The 14,449-nt window shown below is 65.8% G+C and carries 12 protein-coding genes; 4 read left to right on the top strand and 8 right to left on the bottom strand.

The genetic code is table 11. The features are described 5' to 3' along the window. Window positions 1–234 precede the first annotated feature (234 nt). Genes AAFP35_RS20090 through lepA form a run of 3 tightly spaced genes read right to left on the bottom strand, consistent with a single transcriptional unit; the run spans window position 235 to window position 5,040 of the window. Window positions 235–1,143, bottom strand: coding sequence for a cation diffusion facilitator family transporter (locus AAFP35_RS20090; RefSeq protein WP_419223402.1), 909 nt, complete (start codon window positions 1,141–1,143; stop codon window positions 235–237). Continuing rightward, a complete protein-coding gene (locus AAFP35_RS20085) occupies window positions 1,140–3,176 on the bottom strand; it encodes a M3 family metallopeptidase (RefSeq protein ID WP_419223401.1) in 2,037 nt (678 codons plus the stop codon). The genes AAFP35_RS20090 and AAFP35_RS20085 overlap by 4 nt, the downstream gene beginning before the upstream one ends. A 4-nt stretch (window positions 3,177–3,180) precedes the next feature. Then, window positions 3,181–5,040, bottom strand: coding sequence for a translation elongation factor 4 (gene lepA / locus AAFP35_RS20080; protein WP_419223414.1), 1,860 nt, complete (start codon window positions 5,038–5,040; stop codon window positions 3,181–3,183). Between the two features lie 119 nt (window positions 5,041–5,159). Between lepA and AAFP35_RS20075 the strand changes: the two genes are divergently transcribed. Then, the gene (locus AAFP35_RS20075; protein ID WP_419223400.1) at window positions 5,160–5,822 is read left to right on the top strand and encodes an alpha/beta fold hydrolase; all 663 of its coding nucleotides are present in this window, start codon (window positions 5,160–5,162) and stop codon (window positions 5,820–5,822) included. Further along, complete coding sequence (locus AAFP35_RS20070) at window positions 5,819–6,256, top strand: type II toxin-antitoxin system PemK/MazF family toxin (RefSeq protein ID WP_419223399.1); 438 nt, start codon at window positions 5,819–5,821, stop codon at window positions 6,254–6,256. Before AAFP35_RS20075 ends, AAFP35_RS20070 begins: the two co-directional genes overlap by 4 nt. 16 nt (window positions 6,257–6,272) lie before the next feature. Here the strand turns inward: AAFP35_RS20070 and AAFP35_RS20065 are convergent, their stop codons facing one another. Then, window positions 6,273–7,835, bottom strand: a complete 1,563-nt coding sequence (locus AAFP35_RS20065; RefSeq protein ID WP_419223398.1) for an MFS transporter — start codon at window positions 7,833–7,835, stop codon at window positions 6,273–6,275. 161 nt (window positions 7,836–7,996) lie between these two features. Between AAFP35_RS20065 and AAFP35_RS20060 the strand changes: the two genes are divergently transcribed. Then, window positions 7,997–9,004, top strand: coding sequence for an AsnC family transcriptional regulator (locus AAFP35_RS20060; RefSeq protein WP_419223397.1), 1,008 nt, complete (start codon window positions 7,997–7,999; stop codon window positions 9,002–9,004). A 23-nt stretch (window positions 9,005–9,027) separates the two neighbouring features. Here the strand turns inward: AAFP35_RS20060 and AAFP35_RS20055 are convergent, their stop codons facing one another. The 4 genes from AAFP35_RS20055 to AAFP35_RS20040 are packed head-to-tail and all read right to left on the bottom strand — an operon-like array spanning window position 9,028 to window position 13,837. Continuing rightward, window positions 9,028–9,876 (bottom strand): transglutaminase family protein, encoded by an 849-nt coding sequence (locus AAFP35_RS20055; protein WP_419223396.1) that lies wholly within the window; start codon window positions 9,874–9,876, stop codon window positions 9,028–9,030. Then, the gene (locus AAFP35_RS20050; RefSeq protein WP_419223395.1) at window positions 9,873–10,853 is read right to left on the bottom strand and encodes an alpha-E domain-containing protein; all 981 of its coding nucleotides are present in this window, start codon (window positions 10,851–10,853) and stop codon (window positions 9,873–9,875) included. The genes AAFP35_RS20055 and AAFP35_RS20050 overlap by 4 nt, the downstream gene beginning before the upstream one ends. Further along, window positions 10,850–12,640, bottom strand: a complete 1,791-nt coding sequence (locus AAFP35_RS20045; protein WP_419223394.1) for a circularly permuted type 2 ATP-grasp protein — start codon at window positions 12,638–12,640, stop codon at window positions 10,850–10,852. Before AAFP35_RS20045 ends, AAFP35_RS20050 begins: the two co-directional genes overlap by 4 nt. Window positions 12,641–12,697: 57 nt before the next feature. Continuing rightward, a complete protein-coding gene (locus AAFP35_RS20040; protein WP_419223393.1) occupies window positions 12,698–13,837 on the bottom strand; it encodes a sulfotransferase family protein in 1,140 nt (379 codons plus the stop codon). 269 nt (window positions 13,838–14,106) lie between these two features. Here AAFP35_RS20040 and rpsT point away from each other — a divergent pair, with 269 nt between their 5' ends. Beyond that, on the top strand, window positions 14,107–14,367 hold the full coding sequence (gene rpsT / locus AAFP35_RS20035) for a 30S ribosomal protein S20 (RefSeq protein ID WP_419223392.1): 261 nt from the start codon (window positions 14,107–14,109) through the stop codon (window positions 14,365–14,367). Window positions 14,368–14,449 lie beyond the last annotated feature (82 nt).

Here is a 14,449-nt window from a genome sequence, read left to right as displayed (position 1 = left end):
CCGAGCGGCAACCCAGGCCAGGGTGAGGGCGAACCCAGCAACGACGACGACACGACACGCCTTCCGACCGGTCACGAACAAAGTCCACAGTGCACACGAGAAACCCGCACCACTCGTCATCCGACCCGAAAGGCCCTGTCTCACACACCGTCGTCACTCAATCACTGTGCTGACACCGAAACTAACCCACCCCACCGACAGATTTGAGACCCGAACTCGAGCACGGTCTGCCGGTCAGTCCAACCGCCACGACTCGTACGCCCGCGGATCTCCGATCGGCTCGATGTGTGTACTGACCGCGAGATGGTCGAGTTCCGAATGCAATTCGCCCTCGACGCGTTCGACGAGATCGTGTGCGCGCTGCACAGACCAGTCACCAGGTACCAGCATGTGCATCTGGAGGAAGCGCTCGTGTCCGGAACCCCGTGTGCGGACGTCGTGAAAATCCACACCATCACCGCGATACCGATCGAGCACCGTGTCGATCGCCTCGCGATCCGTATCGGGCAACGCCGAATCCATCAATCCGGCACCCGATCGCCACACCAGGCGTCCGCCGACGACGAGGATGTTGATCGCAACGGCTATCGCGACGAGCGAATCGAGCGGCAGCCACCCGGTGAGTGCCACGAGGAAGACACCCACCACCACACCGACGGTGGTCCACACATCGGTGAGCAGATGTTTGCCGTCGGCCTCCAGTGTCATCGACCGGTGCCGGCGGCCTGCCCGGACGAGGACCATCCCGACCGCACCGTTGAGCACCGTCGCGACGATGGAGATCACCAACCCCAGCCCCACCGACTCCAGATCCCGCGGGTTGATGAGTCGTTGCACGGCAGCCACGATGATCAGCGCGGCCGCGCCGACGATCATGACGCCTTCGAACACTGCCGAGAAGTACTCCGCTTTGGTGTGCCCGAAGTTGTGATCGTCGTCGGCGGGACGGGCGGCGACCCGCAACGCGATGAAGGCACCGATTGCCGCAACGACATTCACCACCGACTCGGCGGCATCCGACAGGAGTCCGACCGACCCCGACACCTGCCACGCAACGACCTTCAACGCGATGACCACCAACGAGGTGACGATGCTCGCCACCGCGAAACGTGACAGGTCCGCCCGGGAGGCCGTGGTGGTCACGTCGCCGACAGACCTCGTCGACGCAACAACGGGCCCACCTCTGGTGTGCGACCGATCAGCTTCTCGTGCGCCGCGATCGGGTCGACGCTGTCTCCACGCGACAACGTCGAGGCAGCGAACCGCGCGCCGTTGTCGCGGCGCAGGCCACCTTCGGCGAGGAACCACTGTTCGGTCTCCGCATCGAGGACCTCCGACCAGATATACGAGTAGTACCCGGCCGAGTAGCCACCGCCGAAGATGTGATTGAAGTACGCACTCCGATACCGCGGTGGGATCAGGTCACCGACGAACCCCGCGGACCGCAACGCCTCGGCCTCGAACTTCTCGACGTCGTCGACCGTGTCGTCGACGGTGATGCGATGCCACGCGAGGTCGAGGACGGACGCTGCGAGGTATTCGATGGTGGCGTGTGCCGTCTCGGTGTTCGCCGAGGCGCGAGCGGCATCGGCAAGCTCCGCCGGGATCGGATCCCCCGTCCGATGATGACGGGCGTAGTGCGACAACACATCCGGGTGCAGCGCCCACATCTCGTTGACCTGCGACGGGAACTCCACGAAGTCTCGCGGGACAGACGTCCCCGACTGCGACGGATAGTCCACCGCCGACAACAGTCCGTGTAAGGCGTGCCCGAACTCGTGGAACAGGGTGGTCAGCTGGTCCATGCTGAGCAGACAGGGCTCGTCGTCACCCGGCTTGGTCAGGTTCAACACGTTCACGACGATCGGCCGCTCCGCGAGCAGCGCCGACTGGTCGACGATGTTGTTCATCCACGCCCCACCGCGTTTGGACGGCCGGGCGAAATAGTCGCCGAGGAACAGTCCCAGGCTGCGCCTCGCATCGTCGAACACTTCCCAGATCCGCACGTCGGGGTGATACCCGTCGAGGTCCGGGCGTTCGACGAATCGCAGTCCGTACAGAATGCCGGCCGCGTAGAAGACGCCGCTCTCGAGCACCGTGTCCAGCTCGCAGTACTCGGCGAAATCGTCCAGCGGCACCGCGGATCGCGAACGGCGTTCGCGCTCCAGCCAATATGTCAGATCGGCGGCACCGATCTCCTCGTCGGCGAACTCGGTGAGTCGGGTCAGCTCCCGCCCGCCGGCACGCAACGCGGATTCGGTCAGTTCACCGAGCAACGCGACGACGGCCGCGGCGTCCGGCGCGGTCTGCTCCGCGATCACGAACTCCGCGTGGTCGATGTACCCGAGGAGCCGCGCACGCCGAGCCCGCAACCCGACGATCTCCAGGACGAGTTCGCGGGTGTCGTGATCGTTGCCGCGGGCACATCGACGCACCGATGCGTCGAACACCTGCTGGCGGACATCATGTTTCGTCAACTCGGTGAGCACCGATTGACTCGTCGGGAGCTCGAGGGTGATGAGGTGGCCGCTGTCGTGCCCGGCGTCGGCTGCCGCACGACGGGCCGCTGCGACCGCGGCCTCGGACATCCCGGCGAGATCCGCGGCGTCCTCCACGAACACTGCGGACGCGTTCGTGTCGTCGAGGATCATCTGCGAGAACGTGGTGGTGAGGTACGCCAGCCGCGACGAGATCTGCCGCATCTGTTCCTGCCCGTCCGGGCCGAGACCCGCACCGGCACGGACGGAGTCGCGATACCGCTTGTCCAGCAACCGTTCCTGCGGCTCGGTGAGCCCCAGCTCGGCGCGTCGCTCGTGGATGTCCGCGATACGCGCGAACAGTCGGCCGTCCATGGCGATGGTGTTCGCATGATCGGTCAGCAGCGTGGAGAGTTTCTGTGAGATCTCGTTGCGCTGTGGATTCGTGTCCGGCCCGACGAGATTGAAGAAGATACCCGCGGCGCGAGAGAGATCACGCCCGGACAGTTCCAACGCCTCCACGGTGTTCGCGAACGTGGCCGGCCGGGCGTCGGTGGCGATCGCCTCGACCTCGGCGAGATGAGTCGCCATCGCCGTCTCGAACGCCGGCAGGAAATCGTCGTCATGGATCGACGCGAAGTCGGGCAGCCCGTGCGGCAGAGCACTTTCGGCGAGAACCGGATTGATCGCATCGACCATATGACTACTTCCCCTTCGGTTTGTCGCCCACCGCGTCGGTCGAGAGTGCCGCCACGAACGCTTCCTGGGGCACATCGACGCGTCCGATGGTCTTCATCCGCTTCTTGCCCTCCTTCTGCTTCTCGAGCAGCTTGCGCTTACGGCTGATGTCGCCGCCGTAGCATTTCGCCAACACGTCCTTGCGGATGGCTCGGATGTTCTCGCGGGCAATGATCTTGGAGCCGATTGCAGCCTGCACGGGCACCTCGAACTGCTGGCGAGGGATCAACTCCTTGAGTTTGGTCGCCATTTTGTTGCCATAGGTGTACGCGGCATCGCGATGCACGATGGCGCTGAAGGCATCCACCGCCTCACCCTGCAACAGGATGTCGACCTTCACCAGATCTGCCTCCTGCTCGCCCGCCTCCTCGTAGTCGAGGCTCGCGTAGCCGCGGGTACGCGACTTGAGCGCGTCGAAGAAGTCGAAGATGATCTCGGCGAGCGGCAGCGTGTACCGCAATTCGACGCGCGTCTCGGAGAGGTAGTCCATGCCGCCGAGTTCGCCGCGACGTGATTGACACAGCTCCATGATCGCGCCGATGAACTCGCTGGGTGCGATGACGGTCGTCTTCACGACCGGTTCGAAGATGTTCCGGGTCTTACCCTCGGGCCAGTCCGACGGGTTGGTGACCGTACGTTCGGACCCGTCCTCCATGATCACGCGATAGACCACGTTGGGGGCTGTCGAGATGAGATCGAGGTTGAATTCGCGCTCGAGACGCTCGCGGGTGATCTCCATGTGCAGCAAGCCGAGGAAGCCGCAGCGGAACCCGAAGCCGAGCGCCACCGAGGTCTCCGGCTCATACGTCAGCGCCGCATCGTTGAGCTGCAACTTGTCGAGCGCCTCGCGCAGCACCGGATAGTCGGAGCCGTCGACCGGGTACAGACCCGAGTAGACCATCGGCCGTGGCTCGCGATAGCCGGTCAGCGGCTCGGCTGCGCCGTTGCGCGCCGACGTCACTGTATCGCCGACCTTCGACTGACGGACATCCTTCACACCGGTGATCAGATAGCCGACCTCACCGACGCCGAGACCCTTCGACGGCTTGGGTTCGGGAGAGACGATGCCGACCTCGAGGAGTTCGTGTGTCGCCCCCGTCGACATCATCAGGACCTTCTCGCGCGGCACGATCTTGCCGTCCACCACACGGACGTAGGTGACCACGCCACGGTAGGTGTCGTACACGGAGTCGAAGATCATCGCGCGTGCCGGTGCGTCGGCGTCGCCTTCGGGCGGCGGGATCAGTCGCACGACCTCGTCGAGCAGAGCAGCCACGCCCTCACCGGTCTTACCGGACACCCGCAGCACGTCGGTGGGTTCGCAACCGATGATGTGGGCGATCTCCGCGGCGTACCGATCCGGATCGGCGGCGGGCAGATCGATCTTGTTCAACACCGGGATGATGGTCAGATCGTTGTCCATCGCGAGGTAGAGGTTGGCCAGCGTCTGCGCCTCGATGCCCTGCGCCGCGTCGACGAGCAGCACCGCTCCCTCACACGCCTCGAGCGCACGCGACACCTCGTAGGTGAAGTCGACGTGGCCGGGGGTGTCGATCAGATGCATGACGTAGTCGGTGGACGTGCCCGCATCGTCGGTGACCTGCCAGGGCAACCGCACGTTCTGGGCCTTGATGGTGATGCCGCGCTCGCGTTCGATGTCCATGCGGTCGAGGTACTGCGCCCGCATCTGACGCTCCTCGACCACGCCGGTGAGCTGCAACATCCGGTCGGCCAGGGTGGATTTTCCGTGGTCGATGTGGGCGATGATGCAGAAGTTCCGGATCCGCGCGGGGTCGGTGAAGGTGGTGTCGGCGAAAGTGGGAATCGAACTGCTCCTTGCGAACGTGACGGCACAGGCACGGCAGGGTCGGCCCGCGACTGCTCGTCCAGTTTCTCATGAGTGACCACCGGACCGCCGACGGTGCTCGCCGCTACCGTGTTCCCATGGCCGTGACGACATACGACTCCGACGGTGTGGTCGCCGAGGTGACGCGTCCGACAGGTGAGCCCACGGGCATCGCGGTCCTCGCACACGGCGCCGGAGGAAACCGGCATGCGGTCATCCTGCGTGCCGTCGCCGACGAGTTGTGTGCCCGCGGTCTGGTGGTCGCGCGGATCGACCTGCCCTACCGGCAGCGCCGCCCCAAGGGCCCGCCGAGCCCGTCGACAGCGCCTGCCGACCGCGACGGCATCCGGGCGGCCTGCGCGGTGTTCCGCGACGAGGCTCCGGGCCCGCTGATCGTGGGCGGACATTCGTACGGCGGGCGCCAGGCGTCGATGGCTGTCGCAGAAGAGTCGAAGGCAGAGGACGGCGGCCTGGCCGACGGACTGCTGCTCACGTCCTACCCGCTGCATCCGCCCGGCAAGCCGGAGCGGTTGCGGACCGAGCATCTACCGTCGATCACCATCCCGACGGTCGTCGTCCACGGCAGCACCGATCCGTTCGCGACGCCGACCGAACTCGCCGACGCCGTGGCGTTGATCCCCGCGCCGACCCGCATCGTCGAGATCGAGAAGGTGGGCCACAACCTGAACCCGGATCGCCGACCGACAGCTGAGTTGACCGCCGACGCCGTCGTGGAGGTCCTGTTGGGCGGGGCCCGGTGACGAGCATCGATCCGTCCGGCCCCCACCTGACCCACCACGCCACCAAGACGTTCGCCCGCGAGATCCGGTACGCCCCCAAACTCGATGGCGGCGCCGACCCCGGCGAGATCGTCTGGACCTGGGTCGTCTACGAGGACGACGCGTCTCGTGGCAAAGACCGTCCCGTGTTGGTGGTGGGACGCGATGTCGACGATGTCGACGTCGGTCATCTGCTCGGACTCATGTTGTCCAGCAAGGATTACCACCGCGACGACCCGGATTGGGTCTCACTGGGCGCAGGTGCGTGGGATTCTCGGCACCGAGAGAGTTTCGTCCGCCTCGACCGAACGTTACGGATCGCGGAGTTCGGCATCCGCCGCGAAGGTGCGATCCTCGACCGCTCCCAGTTCGACATCGTCGCGCAGCAATTGCGCACACGGTTCGGTTGGCGCTGACCGTCGTCGGCGCCCGTCACTGCGCCCCGGCCACCTCTGGCTCGCCCTCGTCGACGACGGTAGCGGCAGCGGGCGCGGGCGCCACGAAGTCCTTGCGCCGGATGAGCACAACCGAGCTCACCGCACCCACCAGCGCGACGATCCCGCTCGCGACGAACAGTGCGTTCATCGCGTCGGCGAAGGCCGCGTGCGCCGCGTCCGTCGCCGCACCCTGCACCCCGGCAGGCAGCGACGCAATCGCCTGGCTCACCTGACCGCCGCGGGCCGCGTCGGCCAGAGCATCGGCGTGTGAACCGATCTGCGGCACCTGCGCCAACTGCTCCGTCATCGTCGACGCCATCTGCGCCGAGAAGATCGAACCGTACACCGCGATCCCCACCGCGATACCGACTTGGCGGAAGGTGGTGTTGATACCCGACGCCATGCCCGACCGGTGCACGTCGACCACCCCGACAGCAGTGGATGCCAACGGCGGATTCACCAGTCCCGCACCGGCACCGGAGACCACCAGACCGGGGATGAGGTGTGTCCACGAGGTGCCCGCCGAGAGTCCCGACATCAACAGCAGCCCGACACCCACACACAGCAGCCCCGGCCCGATCAGCCACCGCACCGGCACAAGGGCCGATGCCCGACCGGCCACGGTCGCGACGACCATCGACAATCCCGACATCACCAGCAGTCGCAGGCCCGTCTCCATCGAGTTGTAACCGAGCGAATCCTGTAGGTAGATCACCACATACAGCAACATCGCGAACAGCGAGCCGTTCATGGTGAACGCCGCGATCGAGCCGCCGACGAAGGTCGGCACCTTCAGCAGTGACAGGTCGAACATCGGCTCGGCGACCGTCAGCTCGACCACCACGAACACGGCCAGCAGAACGCCTGCCACGATCAGAGACGTCACCACCACGGGGTCGCCCCACGACCGGGTGCCGGTCTCGGTGAGCCCGAACACCAGCGCGAGCAGTGCGATCGTGAAAGTCAGCACACCCGGCCAGTCGATCCGGCGCGCATGCGGCGAGCGACTCTCCTCGACCTTCCACAGGGTCACCGCGAGTGCGAAGATCCCCACCGGCAGGTTGACCAGGAAGATGCCGCGCCACGACCAATAGGTGGTGATCACGCCGCCCAGGATCGGGCCAAGCGCCGTCGAGATGCCGGTGACGGCGCCCCAGACACCGAACGCGACGCCACGATCACGCCCATGGAAGGTTGCCGCCAGCAACGCCAACGAGGTGGCGAACAGCATGGCGCCACCGATGCCCTGCAGCGCACGGGACACGATCAGCATCGTCGCGTCCTGGGCCACGCCGCACAGCAAGGAGCCGAGGGTGAACACCACCAACCCGACCGTGAAGACCAGACGCCTGCCGAATCGATCGGCGATCGATCCCGAGGTCAACAACAGGGCCGCGAGCGCCAACGCGTAGGCGTCGGTGATCCATTGCAGCGCCGAGAAACTCGCGCCCAGCTCGATCCGGATGTCGGGCAGGGCGACGGTCACGATCGTGACGTCGAGCAGCAGCATGAACGTCGCCGCCGACACGACGACCAGCGTCCACCATCTCTTATCCACGACGGCATCCTTTCCCAGCAGACAGCTGGATGTCCGGAAGGCGGCGCATCGTCGCGCCGAGAATCCACACAGTCTCCCCTCCTGGGCTGACATCCGTTGCATCGGGGCCGCCTCGACGTAGGATTACACGTATGGACAGCGAGGAAGCGATTATCTCGCCCATGCTCGACGAGACAGACATCAGAATCACTCACGCGATCCGTGTCTCTCCCCGTGTGTCGTTCGCACAGGTGGCCGACACGCTCGGGGTGCCGGAGCAGACTGTCACCCGCCGCTACCGCCGACTGCGCAGAGAGGGGCTTCTCCGCGTGACCGTCGCGGTCAACCCACACGCCTTCGGCGAGACCGCATGGCAGGTGCGCGTGCAGTGCCGTCCCGAGGGGGCGTCGGCCATTGCCGATGCGCTCGCCCGCCGCGACGACGTCTCCTGGATCACCATCCTCTCGGCGGGCTGGGAGGTGACCTTCAACCTCAATGCCACCAGCAGCACCGACAGCGAGGAACTGCTCACACGTCTGCTACCCAAGGCGGCGCCGGTGCAGGGCGTGTCACCGGCCGCCATCATCCACACCTACGCCGGCGGCGCACCCGACGACTGGCAGCCGTGGTCTGGACTGCTGTCGGCCGAGCAGATCCGGGAGCTCGCGGCGACCCGTATCGCCGACCCCGGCATCGCGCCACATCCGGGTTCGGGCACTGCGCTCACGGCCGAGGACCGCAGGATCATCGACCACCTCCACCGAGACGGCCGCATCCCGTACGCGACGGTCGCGCGGTCGGTGGGCACCACCGCAGGCAAGGTGACCCGCCGGATCGACCAGCTGCTGCGGTCGGGGGTGATCTACCTCGACGTCGACCTCGCCTACGCCGCCACCGAGATGCAACCGACCGCGCTGTGGCTGACGGTCGAACCACGCCACCTGCGGTCTGTCGGTGAGGCACTCGCAGCACACCCGAACGTTCCGTTCGCCGCCGCCACCACCGGACCCACCAACCTGGCCACGGTGGTGATGACCACCGGACCCGCCGGCCTCTACGACTTCGTCACCGGCACCATGGGTTCCGTCGACGGGATCACCGGATATGAGATCGCGATCATCGATCGTCGGATCAAACACGCCACCGCACTCAACACCGGCGGACGCCTGGCACCACCGACACTGCGCTGACGCGGCCCCGGCCGCCGACGTGGTCAGGCAAGCCGGGTGATCTCCACGACCACGTCGAGATCCGTGGCGCCACCGCCGGTGTAGATGCCTTTCAGCGGCGACACATCCGAGTAGTCACGTCCCACGCCCACCGACACGTGCTGCTCGGTGATCGCTGTGTCATTGGTCGGGTCGTAGCCCCACCATCCACCGGTCCACGCCTCGATCCAGGCGTGGCTCTGTCCCTCCACCGTCTTGTCTATGGCCGCATCCGGTTTCGGGTGCAGATATCCCGACACGTAGCGTCCGGGGATGCCGAGGCTGCGCAGCATCAGCAGGGTCAGGTGCGCATAGTCCTGACAGACGCCCTTGCGTTCGTTCCACGCATCGACCGCGGTGGTGTGCACACCGGTCGTGCCGGGCACGTAGTTCATCTCCTCGTGGACGAACTTGCACACGGCTTCCACCGCGTCGACCGGTTCCAGACCTTTCGCCAATCTGTTTGCGGTCGTGGACAATTGACGGTTCTTGCGCACATACGTCGTGTACGAGAGCATTTCGTCGTAACGATCCTCGACGTAGTCGCTGCGGACCTCGTCCCATCCGGCGAGTTCCTCGTCGTCGAGACGAGCGCCGGGCTCGGTCTCCACCACCGACATGCCCGACACCTCGAGTTCCTCGTGCGGGGCGTGCAGGTCGAACGCGGTGACCGCGGTACCCCAGTAGTCGGTGTACCGGTATGACCTCGTGGCCGGGGTCGTCTCGACCCTGTTGACGATCACGTTCTGCCGGTTGTCGCTGCGGGGCGTGAGCCGCGCCTCGTTGTACGACGACGTGACCGGACTCTTGTAGGCGAATCCGGTGGAATGGACGACGCGAAGACGCCAGCTCACAGTTCACTCTCCTCGATGACATGGTCCTCGGCGTCGCTCACCCGGGCATCGGCCCACGAGACGTACGGCGACACATGGAAATACTGTCCGGTGACGGCCTCGTTGACCGCTCGGCACGTGTCCTGCAGATCGAGCAGACGGTCTTCGAGACCTTCGAGAAGCCTTCCCGGTTCGAGGAATTCGAGCGAACTGCGCGCCCGTCCGAGCAGCAGGAGCGCTTCGGCCTGGGCGCCCACCCGGCTGGGCCGCTTCTCGAGATCGATCAGATTGGCCTCCGCCACGCGCAGGGCATGGAACACCGAGCGCGGGAACAGTCTGTCCAGCAACATGAACTCGACGACGTTCTCCGCGTCCAACACGCCACGATAGGTGCGTAGGAACGTGTCGTGCGCGCCGGCGGAGACCAGCACACTGACCCACGACGGCGAGTTCGCCCGATCGCCCGCCCTCGACAACAACATGCGGATGGTCATGTCGACGCGCTCCACCGACCGCCCGAGGAGCAGATAGCGGTATCCGTCGTCATGACTGAGGGTGGCGTCGGCCAGGCCGGAGAACATCGCCGCCCGGTTCTTCACGTACGAGAGGAACTCGTGTGGCCCCAACCGCCGCGCTCGTCGTTCGGCCTCTCCCAGACCGTTGTAGGTGGTGTTCAGGCACTCCCACATCTCGCTGGACGTGACCTCACGTGCGCCTCGGGCGTTCTCGCGTGCCGAGCGGATCAGGTCGACGATGGATCCGACCGAATCCTTGTCGTAGGCAACACGTTCGGTCAGCGACCACACGTCCAGCGGACCATCCGACGGCGGTTCGAGGCCGAGCACCTGGATCACCACTCGTGCCTGTCGGTCGACGTCGACGGTCGCGTCCTCCAGGATGTGGTGAATCGCGACGTCCAGGATGCGGGCCATGTCGTCGGCGCGTTCGACGTAGCGGCCGATCCAGTAGAGGGATTCGGCGTTGCGCGCGAGCATCATCGCCGATCACCGCCTTGCTGCTGCTGTTGCTGGGTCTGGGTGTAGATCTGGTCGGGTGCGCTCTCCGCGGGCCGTGCCGCGGCAACACCGCTGTCGTGCACGATCTTCGCGCCGGCCAGCTCACGCTCCTCCGACGACCGCGCGGACGCGAGTACCCAGGTGTCCTTGGAACCGCCACCCTGGCTCGAGTTGACCACCAGCGATCCCTCCGGAAGCGCCACACGCGTCAGGCCGCCGGGCAGCACCCACACCGACTCACCGTCGTTGACCGCGAACGGCCGCAGGTCCACGTGGCGCGGCCGCACCTCGCCGTCGATCTTGGTCGGCACCGTCGACAACTGCACCACCGGTTGGGCGATCCAGCCGCGCGGATCGTTGCGGACCTTGCGCGCCAACGTGTCGAGTTCGGCCTTCGTGGCATCCGGACCGAACACGATGCCGTAGCCGCCGGATCCCTCGACCGGTTTGACGACGAGCTCGCCGATGCGGTCGAGTACCTCTTCACATTCCTCGTCGAGCCAGCACCGCAGGGTGTCCACGTTCTGCAGCGACGGCTTCTCACCGAGGTAGTACTCGATGATCTCCGGCACATAGGTGTAGATCAGTTTGTCGTCCCCGACACCGTTGCCGACGGCACTGGAGATCACGACGTTCCCGGCCCGCGCCGCGTTGAGCAGTCCGGCCACGCCGAGCATCGAGTCGGGACGGAACTGCATGGGGTCGAGGAAGTCGTCGTCGATGCGTCGGTAGATGACGTCGACGCGCTGCTCCCCCTCCGTGGTCCGCATGTAGACCACGTTGTCGCGACAGAACAGGTCGCGCCCCTCCACGAGTTCGACACCCATCAGACGCGCGAGCAACGAGTGCTCGAAGTAGGCGGAGTTCGCCACCCCCGGTGTCAGCACGACGATGTTCGGGTCCGCCTCGTTGAACGCCGCAGAAGCCCGCAGTGCGCGCAGCAGATGACTGGGATAGTCACCGACGGCGCGAACGCGATGAGACGAGAACAGATCCGGGAACACCCGCGCCATGGTGCGACGGTTCTCCATCACATAGGAGACACCCGACGGCGATCGCAGGTTGTCCTCGAGTACCCGGAAGTCGCCGTTCTCGTCGCGGATCAGGTCGATGCCGGCCACATGGATACGAACTCCGTTGGGCGGTCGGATGTTTGCCGCCTGCCGGTGGAAATGCTCACAGGAGTGCACCAACCGTTTCGGCAACACCCCGTCGCGAAGGATCTCCTGTTCCCCGTAGATGTCGTCGAGAAACAGCTCGAGCGCCTGCACGCGTTGCGTGATCCCCGCCTCCAGCTTGGTCCACTCGGCAGCCGAGATCACCCGTGGCACAACGTCGAGCGGGAACGGCCTCTCCTTGCCGGACAGCGAGAAGGTGACGCCCTGGTCGATGAACGCGCGGCCGAGCGCGTCGACGCGTACGTCCAGATCGGCCCGGTCGTACTCCGACATCGCCTTGTAGATACCGCGATACGGCGCGCGAAGTTCTCCGTCGTTGTCGAACATCTCATCGAAGGCCTGCCCGTACGGCCCCTTCGAATAACCTGCGAAGATCGTCGTGTCGACGCTCTTCACTTCTCGCACAGAAGCTTTCGAGCGCTTGCTGGGGGCGGCCTCGCGGCTGCGTGATTTGGCGGACGACGCCTTGCCGTCGCCACCCCGGGCGCGGGACCTACTCCCCTTGGTCGTCCCGGAGTCGCCCGACTTGGTCGACGCCGCCTTCGCTGCCGAACGCTTGGTGGACGCTGAGGTGGTGGAAGCGGGAGTCATACCTTGACATGGTGCTACAAAAAACGTGATTCGGCATGATCGTCGAGCGCGGCCGCGTCACAGCGACCGGCGCAGACCGACGACCCTTCTGCGTAGCCGCCGGACGACGTTCATCGCACGGGTCCGCATCCGCGGCCCGACACGCGGCAGCGGCGTCCGCTGCACCATCTCGGCCAGCGAATCGAGCGCCACGTCGAGCACGTCCTGCGTGGTCGGCGGAAGAGCGTCGCCGGCAGCGAGTCTGCTCACCCGCAGATCGTCGAGATCGCCCACCACGTCGTAGCCGGAGTCACGCACCACGGCGATCATGTCGTCGGCGGTGGTGGCCACCCAGTCGCGCTGATCGGCACTGAGTCCGCGAGGTGCACCCGACGGCGACTGGAAGAGGATCTGCCCGATCAGCTCCCCCTTGATCATGCGCTCATAGCGCTGCCATGCCACGTCGTCGGGCTGCAGGCGCGCGTTGAGCTGACGGAGGAACTCCGCCTGCGCGGCCGAAAGCGACGAGTTCAGGCTGGGCACCGGGATCGTCAACGCCTGCGGATCGACGTCGAGAACGCGGAGGAAGCGATGCCACAGGTCGTCTCCGGGCGTGTCGCGCCGGGTCGGCACCGTGACGATGTGCACCCGCTCCGAACCGACCGCCTTGGCCCAGTTCGCCAGGATCCGGGCGTGATCCTGGAACTCCCAGAACGGCTCCTCCTCGCCTGCATCCTGCGGCGGGACGAAACCGGGCAGCGCAGGTCCGTGCACATGGACCGACGCCAGGAACTCGTCGAAGGTGGCACGCCTCTGGTTCTTGACGTTCTCCTGCCACACCGACGGCAGCTGACGGGCGAGATCCCGAACCGTCGCGATGACGTGCACCTCGTCGGCGAAGGAGAGATCGTCCAGGATGGTCGCGATGTGTTCGGGCGTCGCGGTCGCATAGAGCTCGTGGGAGAGCAACGACGTCTGCGGCCACGCCTTCATCTGGGCGAGCAGCGCAGGCCAGCTGCCCGCGAACGCCGGGTCGACCCAATCCAGGTACCGCTCCGGCTGCAGATGCACCGCTGCGTGGAAGTGATCGGAGATCACATTGCCCGGATACAACAGACCCGACGTCTTGAGGGCCAGGTCCCGGTTGCGCCAGAGACGGTCCTGCAGGTGCGTCGTTCCGGTTTTCGGCAGGCCGATGTGAATGAAGACAACAGACATGATGAGCTAGACCCTAGTTGGTGGAAACCCTTGACCGTCCGATCCCGGCGGTACGTCCGCGATTCGGACGTCCGGCAATCTGCGGGTCCGGCGATGCGGGGCGTTCCAACGATTTGGGCGGGTCCCCCCAGGCTGGTAAACTCGATCGCTGTCGCAGCGTCGACGTGGTCACCTGATAGTTCCACGGCCATCAGACCTGCCCAAGGCGCGACTCCGGTCGCCGCCGAGAAGACCGAGAACGATCAACCAGAACCAAGAGGTATACACGCGTGGCAAACATCAAGTCGCAGGTCAAGCGCATCCGCACCAACGAGATTCGCCGTCAGCGCAACCAGTCGGTGAAGTCCTCGCTGCGTACGGCCATCCGCAGCTTCCGCGAGGCCGTCGACGCCGGTGACAAGGCCAAGGCCGCAGAGCTGGGCACCGCTGCCAGCCGCAAGCTCGACAAGGCAGCTTCGAAGGGCGTCATCCACGCCAACCAGGCCGCCAACAAGAAGTCGGCCATCTCACTGGCCGTCAACAAGCTCTGAATCTGCTCCAGACAGCCGCATAGTCTTACTAGTCGGCTCACCCCGGTGACATCCACGCGGTCACCGGGGTGTTTCGCGTCGC

The sequence above is a fragment of the Gordonia sp. CPCC 206044 genome (assembly GCF_048537895.1).
Taxonomy (GTDB): domain Bacteria; phylum Actinomycetota; class Actinomycetes; order Mycobacteriales; family Mycobacteriaceae; genus Gordonia.
The sequence above is the reverse complement of the archived record's forward strand: the minus strand, read 5'-3'. Positions and strand labels throughout refer to the sequence as shown.

Coding starts and splice junctions, on each gene's coding strand:
- AAFP35_RS20085 (WP_419223401.1), bottom strand. CDS start 3,176: ATGGTCGATGCGATCAATCCGGTTCTCGCCGAAAGTGCTCTGCCGCAC.
- AAFP35_RS20075 (WP_419223400.1), top strand. CDS start 5,160: ATGGCCGTGACGACATACGACTCCGACGGTGTGGTCGCCGAGGTGACG.
- AAFP35_RS20060 (WP_419223397.1), top strand. CDS start 7,997: ATGCTCGACGAGACAGACATCAGAATCACTCACGCGATCCGTGTCTCT.
- AAFP35_RS20050 (WP_419223395.1), bottom strand. CDS start 10,853: ATGATGCTCGCGCGCAACGCCGAATCCCTCTACTGGATCGGCCGCTAC.
- AAFP35_RS20045 (WP_419223394.1), bottom strand. CDS start 12,640: ATGACTCCCGCTTCCACCACCTCAGCGTCCACCAAGCGTTCGGCAGCG.
- AAFP35_RS20040 (WP_419223393.1), bottom strand. CDS start 13,837: ATGTCTGTTGTCTTCATTCACATCGGCCTGCCGAAAACCGGAACGACG.